The following is a 15,535-nucleotide window of genomic DNA, read 5'->3' on the forward strand; positions in this document are numbered from 1 at the left end:
CAGATCGCTCCCTGTAAGCCGACCGCGCGCGCCGATGAATAGCCGGCGAAGCTCGAGAAGAAGATCACGCTTAACTTCCCGCCGCGGTTGCCGGATCGTCGAAGAAATAATCCTTCCACGACTTCGGCTCGTTTTTGATGACGCCGACGCGATACATGAACTGCGCGAGTCCAAACGTGTTCTGCGGCGCGACCTTGAACTGCACTTGCGGGTCCTTGATGACCTTCAGCAGCAGATTGCGGTCGATTTTCGACTGGTTCGTGCGGATGTAGATATCGGCTGCGGCATCGGGATTCGCCGAGATAAATCGTGCGGCATCCGCCAGCGCATCGACGAACGCGCGATAGGTCTTCGGATTGTTGTCGCGGAATTTTTCTGTCGCGTACAGCACAGTTGCGGAGCTCGGACCACCCAGCACGTCGTACGAATTCAGCACGATGTGCGCCTTCGGATTGCCGGCGAGTTCCTGCTCCTGAAACGGCGGATTGCCAAAGTGCCCGGTGATTTCCGTGCCGCCCGCGATGATCGCCGCCGCGGCATCGGGATGCGGCAGCGCCTGCGTGAACTTGTCGAGGCGGTTGTAATCCTTGTCGCCCCAGCGCTTCGCCGCCGCGTATTGCAGCACGCGCGATTGCACAGACACATTGACCGCCGGCAGCGCGATACGGTCCTTCTCGGCAAAGTCGGCGATCGTCTTGACATTGGGATTGTTGCTGACGAGGTAGTACGGCAGATTACCGAGCGACGCCACGCCCTTCACGTTCTGCTTGCCATGTGTGCGGTCCCAGATCGTCAGCAACGGGCCAACGCCGGCACCGGCGACATCCACCGCGCCGGAGAGCAGCGCGTCGTTGACCGCGGAGCCGCCCGAGAGCTTCACCCAGTCAACCTTGATATCGAGGCCCTGCTTGCGCCCTTCTTTCTCGACGAATTGCTGGTCGCGCGCCACGTTCAGCAGCAGATAGACGATGCCGAACTGTTCGGCGATGCGGATCTGCCCTTCGGCGTGCGCGGGTACGGATGCGCCGAAGCCGGCGACACCCATCGATAAAGTAAGCAGCGTGGCGGTCAAACGACGGGAAAGAGACGACCGAAGAGCGGTCGGGTGAAACCTGGCAAGCATCGGAACTCCGGTCAGCATGTGATAGTGGTTATAGCGGGCGGCGTTGCCGTCAGAACGGCACGTCGCCTTCAATCGTCGTGCGATACAGTTTGCGGCGCAGATGATCCGGCGTGCCAGCCGCGAGATGCATCAGCGAGCGGTTGTCCCAGAACACCATGTCGTGTTCGGACCATTGATGCCGGTACAGATGCTCGGGGCGCACACTGTGCGCGAAAATCTCTTCGAGCAGCGATTTGCTCTCGTCTTCCGGCAAGCCGATCACACGGGTCGTGAAATGCTCGCTGACGAAGAGCGCGCGCCGCCCGGTCTCAGGATGGGTGCGCACGATCGGCTGGACCACCGGTTTCACCTGTGCGATCTGCTCCGCCGACAGATTCGGCCGCCACGGGCTGCGCTTCTGCAGTTCCGCGTATTTCGCTAGATACGTGTGTTCCGCCGAACGCCCTTCCACTGCGCTGCGCAAGTGCTCCGGCAATGTGTCCCACGCAAGGTGCATGTTGGCGAACAACGTGTCGCCGCCTTCCGAAGGCAGCTCCTGCGCATGCAGAAGCGAACCGAGGCTCGGCTTCTCCTTGTACGACAGATCGGAATGCCAGTAATGACCGGCGTCGCCGAGACCGATCGGCTGGCCGTTCTCGACGATGTTCGAGACGACCAGCACCTCCGGATAACCCGGCAACTGGAATTGATGCAGCACGTGAATCTGCAGCGGGCCGAAGCGGCGACTGAAGGCAATCTGCTGATCCGGCGTAATGCGTTGATCGCGAAACACCAGCACGTGATGATCCAGATGCGCGCGGTGAATGCGTGCGAAATCCTCCTGACCTAACGGCTTGCTGAGATCGAGCCCCAGAACTTCAGCGCCGACGGGACCGTCGAAAGCGCGAATTTCGATGTGCTGGGCTTGATTGGCATGGCCAGCGGCGCTGGCGGCGGTGGGTGTAATAGCAGTCGTCACAGGAAGCTCTTCGTCGAATCTGTTCGAAGGACGCCGGCAAAGGCGAAGTCAGACGAATTTACCGGTGCATACGCGCGACGACAACGAAGCAAATCCCATACGGTTATCTGCTGGAGTGATAAACCCGATGCTTTAACGCGCTGCGGGCCGCGTTCGGCCCTAAGCCCCTGTTCGCTGCAGGGCCTATCCACCAGAAGCTGTGGTCGGAGTGGTGGTCGAAACGGCCGCTGTTTCGGCCCGCTTCGTGGTGAAGTTCCAGCGTTGCGCTGTGGCCGTATCGACTGGCGCCGGCAGAAGACCCGCTCGATAGAAGGTGTCGGCGATCTTTTGCTGCTCACCGAAATTCTGCGCGTCTACAGCGCGTACGGCATAGCTACGGCGTCCATTCGCACGCTCGATCGTCGCTGCGTCCAGGCCCCAGATCGGGGCGAGCAGCTTTGCCGCATCGTCAGGATGGCTGCGGACCCATCCCCCCGCCGACGTCAACTGCGCAACTACGATGCTGACCACATCCGGGTGAGCCGCGGCGAAGCTGCTGGACGCGAGGTAGTACCGTTGATAGGAGGCGAGGCCTTCACCGTTGGCGAGGATGCGCACGTCCGGCGCTTTGTCCACCGATGCGACATACGGATCCCAGGTGATCCAGGCATCCACGCTGCCGCGCTCGAATGCGGCACGTCCATCGGCGGGCGTCAGATAACTGATGCGCACATCAGCAGGTGCAAGGCCGGCTTTGGCGAGCGCGGCGAGCAGCAGATAATGGCTGCCGGCCGCCTTGGTCACCGCGATGCGCTGGCCTTTCAGGTCGGCAAGCGTATGCAGCGGCCCGTCGCGCTTCACGATGATGGCCTGGGCGCCAGGCGACGGCGCTTCCTGCGCGACATACACGAAACGTGCATGAGCGGCCTGGGCGAACACCGGGACTGTATCGGCGACATCGGCGCTAAAGTCGACCGCGTCGGCGTTGAGCGCTTCGGTCAGCGGCAAGCCGCTGGCAAACTCGTTCCAGCTAATGCTGACGCCTAGCGGCGCCAGCGCCTGCTCGAGCGAACCACGCACCTTCAGGATCGTGATGAGCGTTGAAGACTTTTGATAGCCGATCCGCAGTTTTATCGGAGCCGAAGAATTGGTGGCGGTCTGCGCGTGAGCGGTACTGATGACGAGCAACGAAGTCAGCGCCGCACGAGCGAGCAAACGAAAAATAGAAAAGGTCACGGCTCGAAATTCCGGTCTGGTCAATACGATCAAACCGCGATCGTAACAACGCCGAATCGCATGGATAAGCGAGCGTTTTAACTATGCTTAGCAGGCTAAGGCATAACGATGAAAAACGGCATTGAGAGCCAGTGCGTACTCCATGCTCTGCGAGGCGCTAACCGTCCACCGGCGCCTCGAGCCTTCTTCTGATCACGTCGATCAACGCGCGTACCTTTGCCGTCGGATAACGGGTAGGCGGAAACACCGCGTAGATGCCCTTGGGCTTTCCGGCCCAATCCGGCAACAGACGCACCAGTCGCCCCGCCGCCACATCGTCAGCGATCGAAAAATCCGTCAGCAATCCGAAGCCACCGCCCGCGAGCGTCGCCGCACGGGCGGAATCAGCCGTGTTCACCAGCAGGACATTCTCGCAGCGCACGCTTTGTTTTGCGCCTTTCGCACGCTGCAGCTCAAGCGTAAGTGGATGCTGCAAGACAGATAGCGCGACATGAGGCATGGGCGCGAGCGCAGCCGGCGTCTTCGGCTTACCCCATGTATTGATGAACTCCGGACTCGCGACGATCCATTTGACGAAACCACCCAGCTTCACAGCGCGGTAGCCCGAGTCGGCCAATTGCCCCAGACGGATGGCCACGTCGATGCCTTCCGCGATCAGATCGACATAGTGGTCGTTGCAGACCAGTTCGATGTCGAGTTCCGGATACGCACGGCGCATCTCCACCAACGCGGGTGTCACCACCAACGCTCCATAGTCGATCGGCGCATTCACGCGCAACGTGCCGCGCAACGGCGCCGATTCCCCTGTTACGGCCGATAGCGCTTCCTCCGCCGCCAGCAAGATCTTGCAACTTGCCTCGTAGAAGGCACGCCCGCTCTCGGTCACGCTGAGCCGCCTTGTGGTTCGGACCAGCAGACCCGCGCCGATTTCGCGCTCGAGCCGCTGCAGATGCGTGCTGACCATGGTTTTCGTGAGGCCGAGACGCGCCGCGGCGGCGGTAAACGAGCCCGCTTCCACCACGGCAACGAAAATCGCAAGGCGGTTCAGATTGACATCTTTTAGATCTGCCATTCGCCGATTGTCCATCTTTGATTGATTATGTTTTCTAGCTTAGCAGGCTTCTGCGCGGCGCCACGGACCGGTACGCTTACTCCATTCCAGTCGACGGTTGTCGGCTTTCCCCGCCCCAGGAGCTTTCAATGTCAGCCGCTAAACCCGCCCAGCCCATCCGCCTTCACACTACGCTTCTCTCCGGGCACGGACACCGCGTCAAGTTGTTCCTGACTTTGCTCGATCTGCCTTTTGAAGTGATCGAGCTGAACATGGCTGCCGGCGACAATCGTCGCCCGGAATACCTGAAGCTCAACCCGTTCGGCCAGGTGCCGACGATCGAAGACGGCGAGACGGTGCTGTTCGATTCCAACGCAATCCTCGTCTATCTGGCGAAACGCTATGGCGACCCGTCATGGCTGCCGGAAGACGCGCTCGGCGCCGCCACCGTGCAACGGTGGCTGTCGCTCGCAGCTGGGCAGATCGCATATGGACCGTGCGCCGCGCGGCTGGTCACCGTATTCGGTGCGCCGCTCAATCTCGACACCGCGCAGAAGATCGCGCTCAAGCTGTTCGACGTGCTCGACGCGGAGCTTGCCGACAAGAATTTCGCTACGGGCGACCACGTAAGCATTGCCGACATCGCCGCGCATACGTACATCGCCCATGCGCCGGAAGGCGGTGTCTCGCTCGAGCCGTACCCGAACATCCGGGCGTGGCTCCGCCGTGTTGAAGCGCTGCCGCGCTTCATCGCGATGCCTGCGACGAAGGCTGGACTGCTCGCCGCCTAACCAGAGAAGTGCACACGCTCTAATGGGCAGAGGCCGATATGTCCCAGCATTCTTCCAGCGCGCCGCGCGGCTGGGACGCCGCCGAGTCGCCGTTTCACGCCGCCGAACTCCTGGTGCAGCAACATGCCGGAGTGGACAAAGAGGCGGAATCGATCGGTCGTCGCGGCATCCGTCGCTATATGCCGGATCAGCATCGGCAGTTTTATGCCGAACAGCCTTTCATGGTGTTCGGCGGCCTCGATGCGAACGGCCAGCCGTGGGCAACGCTGCGCGCGGCCGAGCCGGGCTTTGTATCGTCCCCGGACCCGCGCACGTTGCGGATCGAAGGCGGCGTTTTACCGGGTGATCCGTTGGCTGGGTACTGGCAGCCCGGCATGATGATCGGTGGCCTGGGGCTGCAAGCGCAGACCCGCCGACGCAATCGCGTCAACGGCGTGGTGTCGTCGGTAGATGGCGATACGGTCACGCTCGAGGTCATGCAAAGCTTCGGCAACTGCGCAAAATATATTCAAAGTCGTACGCCGACTTTTGTTACGCGTGGTGCAACCGGCACTGGGACACCCGTTGAGACGTCGACTCAACTCAGCGACGCGGACCGCACATTGCTCGCCAACGCGGATACTTTCTTTATCGCCAGCGCGAACGTCAGTGAAGATGCGGGTCCGGCTCGCGGCGCCGATGTTTCGCATCGCGGCGGCATGCCGGGCTTCGTGCGTGTTGACGACGCGACTACCCTGACAACGCCCGATTTCAGCGGCAACCGCTTCTTCAACACACTGGGCAACCTGGTCCACGATCCACGCGCCGGCCTGCTGTTCGTAGACTTTGCGAGCGGCGACATGCTGTACATCGCGGCCCTCGCTGAGATCGTGTGGGACGGTCCGGAACTGGCCAGGTTTCCATTGGCCGAGCGGCTGGTGCGCTTTCGTATTACCGAAGTGCGGCGCAGCCGCCAGGCGTTACCGTTTCGTTGGTCGGAAGTCGGCTATGCGCCGCAGTTCGTGACGCAGGCTTCGGTGCCCGCTTCACTGCCAGCTTCACAACTCGAATCGCCGTGGAAAAAGCTCAAGATCGCCGCCGTGCGCGAAGAAACGCCCATGATCCGATCGTTCTATTTTGAATCGGCGGACGGCTCGCCGTTGCCGGCGTACGAGCCTGGGCAATACTTGCCGATCCGCGTCCCGGTCGACGGCTTGGACAAGCCGCTGACGCGCACTTATACGCTGTCCGACGCGAGCAACCGGCAGCAGTACCGAATCACCGTGAAACGCGACGGCGTCGGCTCCGCCTGGCTGCATGACCGCTTCGCCGCCGGCATGCAGATCGAAGCGATGGTGCCACGTGGCGCATTCACCTACGATTCAGCCAGCCCGCGCCCTGCCGTGTTCATTTCGGCGGGCATCGGCATCACGCCGATGATCACGATGCTGCATCACGCGATTGCCGCGCGCGAGCCGAATAGTCCGCCCAAGTCACTGTATTTTTTCCATGGCGCGCGACGCGACGGCGATCGGCCGTTCAGCGCGCACCTGCAGGAACTCTCGTCGCGCCATCCGGCGGTCTCGATGCACCTGTTCGACAGCACCGCCGATCCAGCCACCCAATCGCCTTACGGCGCCTTACCCGGTCGCGTGACCCTGGCTGAAATCAAACGCGCGCTGCCCTTCGACGACTACGACTTCTATCTGTGCGGACCCGAGTCGTTCATGCGTGAACTGTATGAAGGATTACGCGCGCTCAACGTCGCCGATAACAGAATTCGCTTTGAGGCGTTTGGACCGGCAACTGTCAAACGCACGCCGGCAATCCCACCGGTGGTGGCGGAAAACGGCCAAAGCTCGCGCCCCGCAAACGTGCCGGCAAGCGACGGCGCAGGCATACCCGTGACGTTCGCGCGCTCGCAGCGCACGGTTCAATGGCTGCCGGAGAACGGCACGCTTCTCGATCTCGCCGAGGCATCCGGGATCGCCGCGCCGTCGAGCTGCCGCTCCGGGATGTGCGGCACATGCTCCACGCGCGTGTTGAACGGGCGAGTCGCCTACGAAGCACCGACGGACGCCTCCATCGAGGAAGGCCATGCCCTCATCTGCATGGGCCGGCCGGTCGCCGACGACGTCGCCGCAACGGACGGACTGACGTTGGAACTCTGAATGACGGGCCCGCCGTCCTGACGCGAATTCTGACTACGCGCACGCGGCCACTCAAGCGACAATTATTTTCGACCGGTAAGATGGAACGGAGGCCCGGCATTTTCACAGCAAATGCTGGTTTTCCCACATACCGAAAGCTTAGGGCCAGTCATCCTGATGACTCAGGCGTGCGGCGGGAGGTTGTCATGTCGGTATATGTCGATGAAGGATTCAGGCCCTGTGTCACGGAATGCGCAACCGTCGCCTTCCGCGTCTGTTATGACGATCGGGTGCAGGTCTTCGAGGTCAGCGCCGAGGCGCTGATGACCTATTGCGGGGCCGCGAGCAAGCGGCGCACGGATTTGCTCGTCGCGTTCGAAGACGCGCAACTGGAAATACTGAAGGTGGTGGAGTGCAAGTGGCCGTTCAAAGAGACCGAGCCGGTGCGCCTGGGTCTCGACGAATTCCGAATGGTCAGACATTAGGTATGCCAGAATCGCGTCCATGACCTGGATCGCCGCCCTGCCGATGTACAACGTGACACCCGCGCTCGCCACTGTGTGGCGCGAGTGGCTGGACGACGTCCTGCGCATGGTGAGCCCGGCCTGCCGCATCGTCGAGCCCGACGAAGAATTGCATGGCTTCTGGCGGCGCCCCAACGTACTACTCTCGCAAACCTGCGGCTATCCCTTGGTGCATGGCTTGAACGAGCAGGTTCAGGTGATCGCCACGCCGCAATTCGATGCGCCGGGCTGCGCAGGCGCGGATTATTCGAGCGTGCTGGTCACGCGAGCGGAGTCGCAGTTCGATTCGCTCGCGGCGTGCCGCGGCGCGCGTGCCGCCTACAATCAGGACGATTCGAATAGCGGCATGAATGTGTTTCGCCATGCGGTGGCGCCGCTTGCACGCAAGGGCGCGTTTTTCAGCGCGGTGCTGCGCACCGGTTCGCATCTCGGATCATTGCGAGCGGTGGTCGACAATCGCGCGGACGTCGCCGCAATCGACTGCGTGACCTTCGCGTTTGTCTGCGATGAATTGCCGGAACTGGCGCAAAAGGTTCGGCAAATCGGCTTGACGGCGGCATCGCCAGGCTTGCCTTTGATTGCCTCCAACAACGTGCCGTCCGCGACGATCGAAACGCTGCGCGAGGCCCTCACCGAAGCGCACCGCGCCCAGCCGGAACGTGCCAAACGCCTGCGTTTGAAGGGCTTTTCCGCGTTGCCGCTCACCGACTACGAACGGATCGAGCAACTCGAAAATGAAGCGCGCGCCGCCGGCTACGCGCGCCTCGTTTAAGCACGGCCGTTACCGTTAGCCTACGTCCAGCACCAGAAGCTGTGCGCCATCGGCGACCTGATCGCCAACCGCATACAGCACTTCCGTTACCGTGCCTGCCGCCGGCGCACCGATGGTGTGCTCCATCTTCATCGCTTCCATCACGATCAGCGGCGTGCCCTTCTCCACCACCGCGCCCGGTTCGACCAGCACGGCGATCACCTTGCCCGGCATCGGTGCGGTCAAGCGGCCTTCGCCGCCTTCAGCATCCGCGGCATGCGCGAGCAGGTTCTGCCACTCGAACGCCAGCGCCTCGCCGAGGCAGAACACGTGGAACGTATCGCCGTCGATGAAAACACGCCCCGTGACTCGCGCATCGCCGATCGTCGCGCGGTATTCGTGCTGACCGGTGCCTTCCGACCAGGTGAAGCCTTCGCGCACGCCGTCGTGTTCGAGCGTTTGCGTGGCGCCGTCGCGAGCAAACGTGGCCGTGAAAACGCTTTCGTTTTCGACGTCACGCCAGCCGAGCGTCTGCGTATAGCCGCTGTTCAGACGCCAGTGCGAGAGTGCATCCCACGGCGACGCGCCGTGCGCCGTGCCGCCTTCACGCGTCAACAATGCTGCGCAAGCAAGCGCCAGCGCTTCCTTGAAGGGCTTTTTCACGGGCGCGAACAAGGCGTCGTGATGACGCTCGATCAAACCCGTATCGAGATCGCCCGTCGCAAACGGTTCGCTCGTGACGATGCGTTGCAGGAACTCGACGTTGGTGTGCGGACCGACCACTTCGCAGGCACGCAGCGCACGATTCATTCGCGCGAGCGCTTCTTCACGCGTCGCGCCGTGGACGATCAGCTTGGCAATCATCGGATCGTAGAACGGCGTGATGGCGTCGCCTTCGCGTACGCCGCTGTCGATACGCACCGGCGCCTTGCGGTCGGGCTCGCCTAGGGTGAATTCGACGCCTTCGGGCATGCGCAAATGCTTGAGCGTACCCGTCGACGGCAGGAAGCCGCGGGCAGGATGCTCCGCGTAAATGCGCGCTTCGATCGCATGGCCGTCGATTTTCAGTTGCTCTTGCGAGAGCGGCAACGGTTCGTCAGCGGCGACGCGCAGTTGCCACTCCACCAGATCCTGTCCCGTCACCATTTCCGTAACCGGATGCTCGACCTGCAGGCGCGTGTTCATCTCCATGAAGTAGAAGTCGCCCGTGCTGGTCATGATGAACTCGACCGTGCCCGCGCCCACGTAATTCACCGCGCGCGCGGCGGCCACGGCCGCTTCGCCCATCTCGCGTTTGACCTCTGCCGACAAGCCCGGCGCCGGCGCTTCTTCCAGCACCTTCTGGTGACGCCGTTGCACCGAGCAATCGCGGTCGAACAGATACACCGCGCCGCCGTGACGGTCCGCGAACACCTGCACTTCCACGTGACGCGGCCGCGTCAGATACTTTTCGATCAGCACGCGGTCATTGCCGAAACTGCTGGCCGCTTCGCGTTTGCACGACGCCAACGCCGCCGCGAAGTCTTCCGTGCGCTCGACCACGCGCATGCCTTTACCGCCGCCACCCGCGCTCGCCTTCAGCAAGACCGGATAACCGATCGCATCGGCTTCACGATGCAGCAACTCAGCGTCCTGATCGTCGCCGTGATAACCCGGCACGAGCGGCACGGCCGCCGCATGCATCAGCGCCTTCGCGGCCGCCTTTGAGCCCATGGCGGCGATCGCTTCGACCGGCGGTCCGATGAATACGATGCCGGCCGCTTCGCAGGCATGCGCGAAGTCTTCGTTTTCAGAGAGAAAACCGTAGCCCGGATGCACGGCCTGTGCGCCGGTCGCACGCGCGGCTTCGATGATGCGCTCGACCCGCAGATAGCTTTCCGCGGCGGTCGATCCGCCGATATGCACCGCCTCGTCGCATGCGGCTACGTGTTTTGCGTTGGCGTCCGCATCGGAATACACGGCCACACTCGCGATACCGAGCCGCTTGCAGGTCGCGGCGACGCGGCACGCAATCTCGCCTCGGTTGGCAATCAGGATCTTGTTGAACATGAGGTGTCTCGGTGAATGTCCCACTCGGGCTGTTGTTCTGATGAGGGCTGACGAGCGCCTCGGAATGTCTGCTTGAATGTCCGCTTACTTGCGCGTCAGTTGCGCCAGGAAGGCGTGCGTTTTTCGAGGAACGACGCGACGCCTTCGCGGCCTTCCGCGCCGGCTCGCGTGCGCGCGATGCGCGCCGCCGTGTCCTCGATCAGCGCCTCGTTCAACTCGCGGCCAGCGATATCCTGCACGAGTTGCTTGCAGGCACGCACCGCTTGCGGACCGTTTGCGCAAAGCGTCTCGGCGATCTGCTGCACGGTAGCGTCGAGTTGTTCCGCGCTGACTGCTTCGCTAACCAGGCCCAGACGGAATGCCGTCGCGCAATCGAACTGCTCAGCGGTCGCGAAGTAGCGGCGCGACGCCTGCTCCCCCAGCGCACGGATCACGTACGGCGCGATGGTCGCCGGGATCAGGCCGAGACGCGCTTCCGACAGGCAAAAACGCGCGCTCTCCACCGCGACGACGACATCGCACGCCGAGATCAGACCCATGCCGCCCGCGTAGGCGTCGCCGTTCACTCGTGCGATCACCGGTTTGCTGCAGCGGTAGATCGACGACAGCATGTTCGCCAGCAGCATTGCGTCGGCGCGGTTCTCGTCGTCCGAGTAACCGGCCATCTTCTTCATCCAGTTCAGATCGGCGCCCGCGCAGAATGCCTTGCCGTTCGCGGCGAGCACTACCGCACGCACGTCGTCGCGCGCGTTCAGGGCCGTGAAAACCGAGGTAATCTCGGCGATCATCGTTTCATTGAACGCGTTGCGCACGTCAGGCCGATTCAGCGTGACCGTGGCGATCTGCCCGGCGAAAGCGACATTCAGCGTTTCGTATTGCATCGTTACAGCTCCTTCGCGTTGCGCTCTGTCACATTCTGAACACGCCGAAACGCGTGTCTTCGATCGGTGCGTTCATCGTCGCCGAGAGGCCGAGGCCAAGCACATCGCGCGTTTGCGCCGGGTCGATCACGCCGTCGTCCCAGAGACGGGCGCTGGCATAGTACGGGTGGCCCTGATGCTCGTATTGATCGCGGATCGGTTGCTTGAACGCCTCTTCTTCTTCCGCGCTCCACGCACCGCCCTTGCCTTCGATGCCGTCGCGCTTGACCGTGGCCAGCACCGAGGCCGCCTGCTCGCCGCCCATCACCGAGATGCGCGCGTTCGGCCACATCCACAGGAAGCGCGGCGAATACGCGCGGCCACACATGCCATAGTTGCCCGCCCCGAACGAACCGCCGATGATCACCGTGAACTTCGGCACCTTCGCCGTGGCCACGGCCGTCACCATCTTCGCGCCGTTACGCGCGATGCCTTCGTTTTCGTATTTGCGGCCCACCATGAAGCCCGTGATGTTCTGCAGGAACACCAGCGGAATCTTGCGCTGGCAGCACAGTTCGATGAAGTGCGCGCCCTTGAGCGCCGACTCCGAAAAGAGAATGCCGTTGTTCGCGATGATGCCGACCGGGTGCCCCCAGATATGCGCGAAGCCGCATACAAGCGTGGTGCCGTAACGGGCCTTGAATTCGTCGAAAGCGGAATCGTCGACGATGCGCGCGATTACCTCGCGGATATCGAACGGCTTGCGCGTATCGACCGGAATCACCCCGTACATGCTCTTCACGTCATAGCGAGGCGGCTTCGGCTCCTGCAACGCCACCGGCACCTGCTTCGTGCGATTCAGATTGCCGACGATGCTGCGCGCAATACCCAACGCATGCGCGTCGTTCTGCGCGAGATGATCGACCACGCCCGACAGACGCGTATGCACGTCGCCGCCGCCGAGGTCTTCCGCGCTCACCACTTCACCGGTTGCGGCTTTGACGAGCGGCGGCCCGCCCAGAAAAATCGTCCCCTGATTCTTGACGATGATCGATTCGTCGCTCATGGCCGGCACGTAGGCGCCGCCTGCCGTGCACGAGCCCATCACGACGGCGATCTGCGGAATGCCTGCTGCGGACAGATTCGCTTGATTAAAGAAGATGCGACCGAAGTGATCGCGATCGGGGAACACGTCGTCCTGATTCGGCAGATTCGCCCCGCCCGAGTCGACCAGGTAGACACACGGCAGATGATTTTCGGCCGCGATTTCCTGCGCCCGCACGTGCTTTTTCACGGTGACGGGATAGTAGGTGCCGCCTTTGACCGTCGCGTCATTGCAGACGATCACGCACTCCTGCCCCGCGATACGGCCAATGCCGGTGATGACGCCCGCGCCAGGCGCATCGTTGTGGTACATGCCATAGGCTGCGAGTTGCGAGAACTCGAGAAATGGCGTGCCAGGATCGAGCAGTTTTTCGATGCGGTCGCGCGGCAACAGCTTGCCGCGACCCGTGTGTTTATCGCGCGCCGCTTGCCCGCCGCCCAGCGCGAGTTTCTCGACCTTCGCGCGAAGATCGGCGACCAGCGCTTCGAGCGCCGCCGCATTGGTGCGGAAGTCGTCCGAGCGCGGATTCAGTTTTGATTCGATGATCGGCATTGCTTGGAATCTCCTCTGTCGATCGGAGTTGGATGCAAAGCCCTTACTCCGATCCCATGCAAAGTGTGGCTCAAGCCGTCTCGGCGAACAGTTCACGGCCGATCAGCATGCGGCGGATTTCGCTCGTGCCCGCGCCGATTTCGTAGAGCTTCGCATCGCGCCACAGACGGCCGACCGGATACTCGTTGATATAGCCATTGCCGCCGAGAATCTGGATCGCCTCGCCGGCCATCCACGTTGCTTTTTCAGCGGTGTAGAGGATCACGCCCGCGCAGTCCTTACGCACCTGGCGCACGTGTTCCTTGCCAAGCGTATCGAGTTGCCGGCCCACCGCGTAGAGATACGCGCGGCACGCTTGCAGCGTGGTGTACAGATCGGCGACCTTGCCTTGAATCAGCTGGAATTCGCCGATCGGCTGACCGAATTGCTTGCGGTCGTGGATATACGGCACGACCGCGTCCATAACCGCGACCATGATGCCGGTCGGACCGCCGGCGAGCACCGCGCGTTCGTAATCGAGGCCGCTCATCAGCACCTTCGCGCCGCCGTTCAACTGGCCGAGGATATTTTCTTCCGGCACTTCGACGTCCTGGAACACCAGTTCGCCAGTGTGCGAACCGCGCATGCCGAGCTTGTCGAGTTTTTGCGCGACCGAGAAGCCCTTCATGCCCTTCTCGACGATAAACGCGGTAATGCCACGCGAATTCGCTTCGGGATCGGTTTTGGCATAGACCACCAGCGTGTCGCAATCCGGGCCGTTGGTGATCCACATTTTCGTGCCGTTCAGCACATAGTGATCGCCCTTCTTCTCCGCGCGCAGCTTCATGCTGACGACGTCCGAACCCGCGTTCGGTTCGCTCATGGCGAGAGCGCCGATGTGTTCGCCGGAGACCAGCTTGGGCAGATATTTTTCCTTCTGCGCTGCCGTGCCGTTGCGATGAATCTGGTTGACGCACAGATTCGAGTGCGCGCCGTACGAGAGACCGACCGATGCCGACGCGCGCGAGATTTCTTCCATCGCGATCATGTGCGCCGTGTAGCCCATATTCGCGCCGCCGTACTCCTCCGAGACCGTCATACCGAGCACGCCCAGGTCGCCGAATTTTCGCCACAGGTCCATGGGGAACTGATCCGTGCGATCGATTTCCGCGGCACGCGGGGCGATTTCTTTGGCGGCGAATCCGGCGATGCTGTCGCGCAGCATTTCGATTTCTTCGCCGAGCGGGAATTGCAAACCGGGCAGGTTGCTCATTGCAGTGTCTCCAGAGTTCGTTGGCGGACCGGGTTGCCTGGGTAGGCGCCGGCCCGTCTGAGTGCGGCTCAGCGGACGGCGGCGGCCTTATGGGCCGCTCTAGCCACGCCGCACGAGGCGCGAAACGTTCAAGGCGCATTTCACGCCAGATTTACGTAAGCGTCAAGTGGTATTTTTGAGTATCACTCAGAAACCGGTTGGCAGGCGTCTGGAGCCGCTATACAGTGATGGGATGGGTGTGACCGAGGCGATTGGCCTCACAAAACTGAACTGGACTCATATGACGGTTGCCATGAAGGCTGAGTTACCCGCCTCGCGCCGCCAGCCGGCGGGGCGCAAGTCTCAGCAGCGCGTGAAAGAGATCTTGCAGGCGGGGCGCGACGTGTTCTCCGAGAAGGGCTACGAGCGCGCGACGACGGCGGAGATTGCGCAGCGCCTGGGGATTTCCGAGGCGACGGTATTCAGTTATTTCCGCGGCAAGCGCGAGTTATGCGCGCGGGTGATTGGCGACTGGTACGACGAGATCATTGAAGCGATCGAGTCGGGGCTGCCGCGTGATGGCAGCGTGCGGCAGCAGTTTGCTTTTATTGTGCGGACGCATTTGCGGTTGATGCTGGTGAATGGCACGGACTTGTGTGCTTTGGTGTTGTCGGAGGGTCGGGCCCGGCATCATGAGTTGAGTGAGGCGCTGACGGAATTGCAGCGGCGGTATACGGCGCCGTTGATGAGGGTGTTGGCGCAGGGCCAGGAGACGGGGCAGATTCGGGCTGACATGCCGTTGAGGTTATTGCGGTCGATGGTGTTTGGGCCGATGGAACATGTGCTGTGGGACGCTACGCTGGCTAATCGGCATATTGATATTGACGCTACCGCGGGGCAGTTAATCGATGTTTTATGGGCGGCTTTGATGCCGCCGGATTTGGAGGTTAGTGCTTTGCAGCAGTTCAGGGCTGAGGTTGGGGAGGCTAACCGGAGGTTTGAAGAGGCGGCTCGGGGGGCTCGGGAGCCTCGCGGCGGATAGTGGTTTTGGTTTTTTTGTTTTTTTGCCTTTTGCGGCGGCATTGGCCGTGTTCTTAGGGCTTTGGCCTTTCCTTGTTCTGGCTTTCGTGCCTTTCCTTGTTCTGGCTTTGGTGCCTTTCCTTGTTTTGTTAGTGGTCTATTAGCGTTGCCCCTGT

13 protein-coding genes are annotated in these 15,535 nt (G+C 62.1%); 5 read left to right on the forward strand and 8 right to left on the reverse strand.

Annotation, left to right across the window (positions count from 1 at the left end):
- Positions 1–70 precede the first annotated feature (70 nt).
- From M0D66_RS12805 to M0D66_RS12820, 4 genes are all read right to left on the reverse strand, one after another.
- Positions 71–1,123: an ABC transporter substrate-binding protein gene (locus tag M0D66_RS12805; RefSeq protein ID WP_211706896.1), complete on the reverse strand. Its 1,053-nt coding sequence runs from the start codon at positions 1,121–1,123 to the stop codon at positions 71–73.
- A gap of 49 nt (positions 1,124–1,172) precedes the next feature.
- A complete protein-coding gene (locus M0D66_RS12810) occupies positions 1,173–2,081 on the reverse strand; it encodes a TauD/TfdA family dioxygenase (RefSeq protein WP_200621161.1) in 909 nt (302 codons plus the stop codon).
- 183 nt (positions 2,082–2,264) lie between these two features.
- Complete coding sequence (locus M0D66_RS12815) at positions 2,265–3,248, reverse strand: aliphatic sulfonate ABC transporter substrate-binding protein (protein ID WP_244869787.1); 984 nt, start codon at positions 3,246–3,248, stop codon at positions 2,265–2,267.
- 205 nt (positions 3,249–3,453) lie between these two features.
- On the reverse strand, positions 3,454–4,368 hold the full coding sequence (locus M0D66_RS12820; protein WP_200621162.1) for a LysR family transcriptional regulator: 915 nt from the start codon (positions 4,366–4,368) through the stop codon (positions 3,454–3,456).
- Positions 4,369–4,496: 128 nt separating this feature from the next.
- Between M0D66_RS12820 and M0D66_RS12825 the strand changes: the two genes are divergently transcribed.
- The 4 genes from M0D66_RS12825 (at position 4,497) to M0D66_RS12840 (ending at position 8,563) form a co-directional block, all read left to right on the forward strand.
- Positions 4,497–5,138, forward strand: coding sequence for a glutathione S-transferase family protein (locus tag M0D66_RS12825; RefSeq protein WP_093645759.1), 642 nt, complete (start codon positions 4,497–4,499; stop codon positions 5,136–5,138).
- A 38-nt stretch (positions 5,139–5,176) separates the two neighbouring features.
- The gene (locus M0D66_RS12830; RefSeq protein ID WP_211706897.1) at positions 5,177–7,288 is read left to right on the forward strand and encodes a pyridoxamine 5'-phosphate oxidase family protein; all 2,112 of its coding nucleotides are present in this window, start codon (positions 5,177–5,179) and stop codon (positions 7,286–7,288) included.
- Between the two features lie 185 nt (positions 7,289–7,473).
- The gene (locus tag M0D66_RS12835) at positions 7,474–7,752 is read left to right on the forward strand and encodes a DUF1488 family protein (protein WP_093645755.1); all 279 of its coding nucleotides are present in this window, start codon (positions 7,474–7,476) and stop codon (positions 7,750–7,752) included.
- A 19-nt stretch (positions 7,753–7,771) separates the two neighbouring features.
- Positions 7,772–8,563, forward strand: coding sequence for a phosphate/phosphite/phosphonate ABC transporter substrate-binding protein (locus M0D66_RS12840; protein WP_211706898.1), 792 nt, complete (start codon positions 7,772–7,774; stop codon positions 8,561–8,563).
- A gap of 15 nt (positions 8,564–8,578) precedes the next feature.
- Here the strand turns inward: M0D66_RS12840 and M0D66_RS12845 are convergent, their stop codons facing one another.
- The 4 genes from M0D66_RS12845 to M0D66_RS12860 form a co-directional block, all read right to left on the reverse strand.
- Entirely contained in the window at positions 8,579–10,591 is a 2,013-nt protein-coding gene (locus tag M0D66_RS12845; RefSeq protein WP_200621165.1) for an acetyl/propionyl/methylcrotonyl-CoA carboxylase subunit alpha, read from the reverse strand.
- Between the two features lie 95 nt (positions 10,592–10,686).
- On the reverse strand, positions 10,687–11,472 hold the full coding sequence (locus tag M0D66_RS12850; protein ID WP_211706899.1) for an enoyl-CoA hydratase/isomerase family protein: 786 nt from the start codon (positions 11,470–11,472) through the stop codon (positions 10,687–10,689).
- A gap of 28 nt (positions 11,473–11,500) precedes the next feature.
- Positions 11,501–13,108 carry a carboxyl transferase domain-containing protein gene (locus tag M0D66_RS12855; protein WP_093645745.1) on the reverse strand — a complete coding sequence of 536 codons (1,608 nt, stop codon included), beginning with the start codon at positions 13,106–13,108 and terminating at the stop codon, positions 11,501–11,503.
- A 70-nt stretch (positions 13,109–13,178) separates the two neighbouring features.
- On the reverse strand, positions 13,179–14,360 hold the full coding sequence (locus tag M0D66_RS12860) for an isovaleryl-CoA dehydrogenase (RefSeq protein ID WP_054035879.1): 1,182 nt from the start codon (positions 14,358–14,360) through the stop codon (positions 13,179–13,181).
- 280 nt (positions 14,361–14,640) lie between these two features.
- Here M0D66_RS12860 and M0D66_RS12865 point away from each other — a divergent pair, with 280 nt between their 5' ends.
- Positions 14,641–15,381: a TetR/AcrR family transcriptional regulator gene (locus M0D66_RS12865; RefSeq protein ID WP_200621179.1), complete on the forward strand. Its 741-nt coding sequence runs from the start codon at positions 14,641–14,643 to the stop codon at positions 15,379–15,381.
- Positions 15,382–15,535 lie beyond the last annotated feature (154 nt).

The sequence above is a fragment of the Paraburkholderia sp. SECH2 genome (assembly GCF_030464795.1).
GTDB lineage: Bacteria > Pseudomonadota > Gammaproteobacteria > Burkholderiales > Burkholderiaceae > Paraburkholderia > Paraburkholderia aspalathi.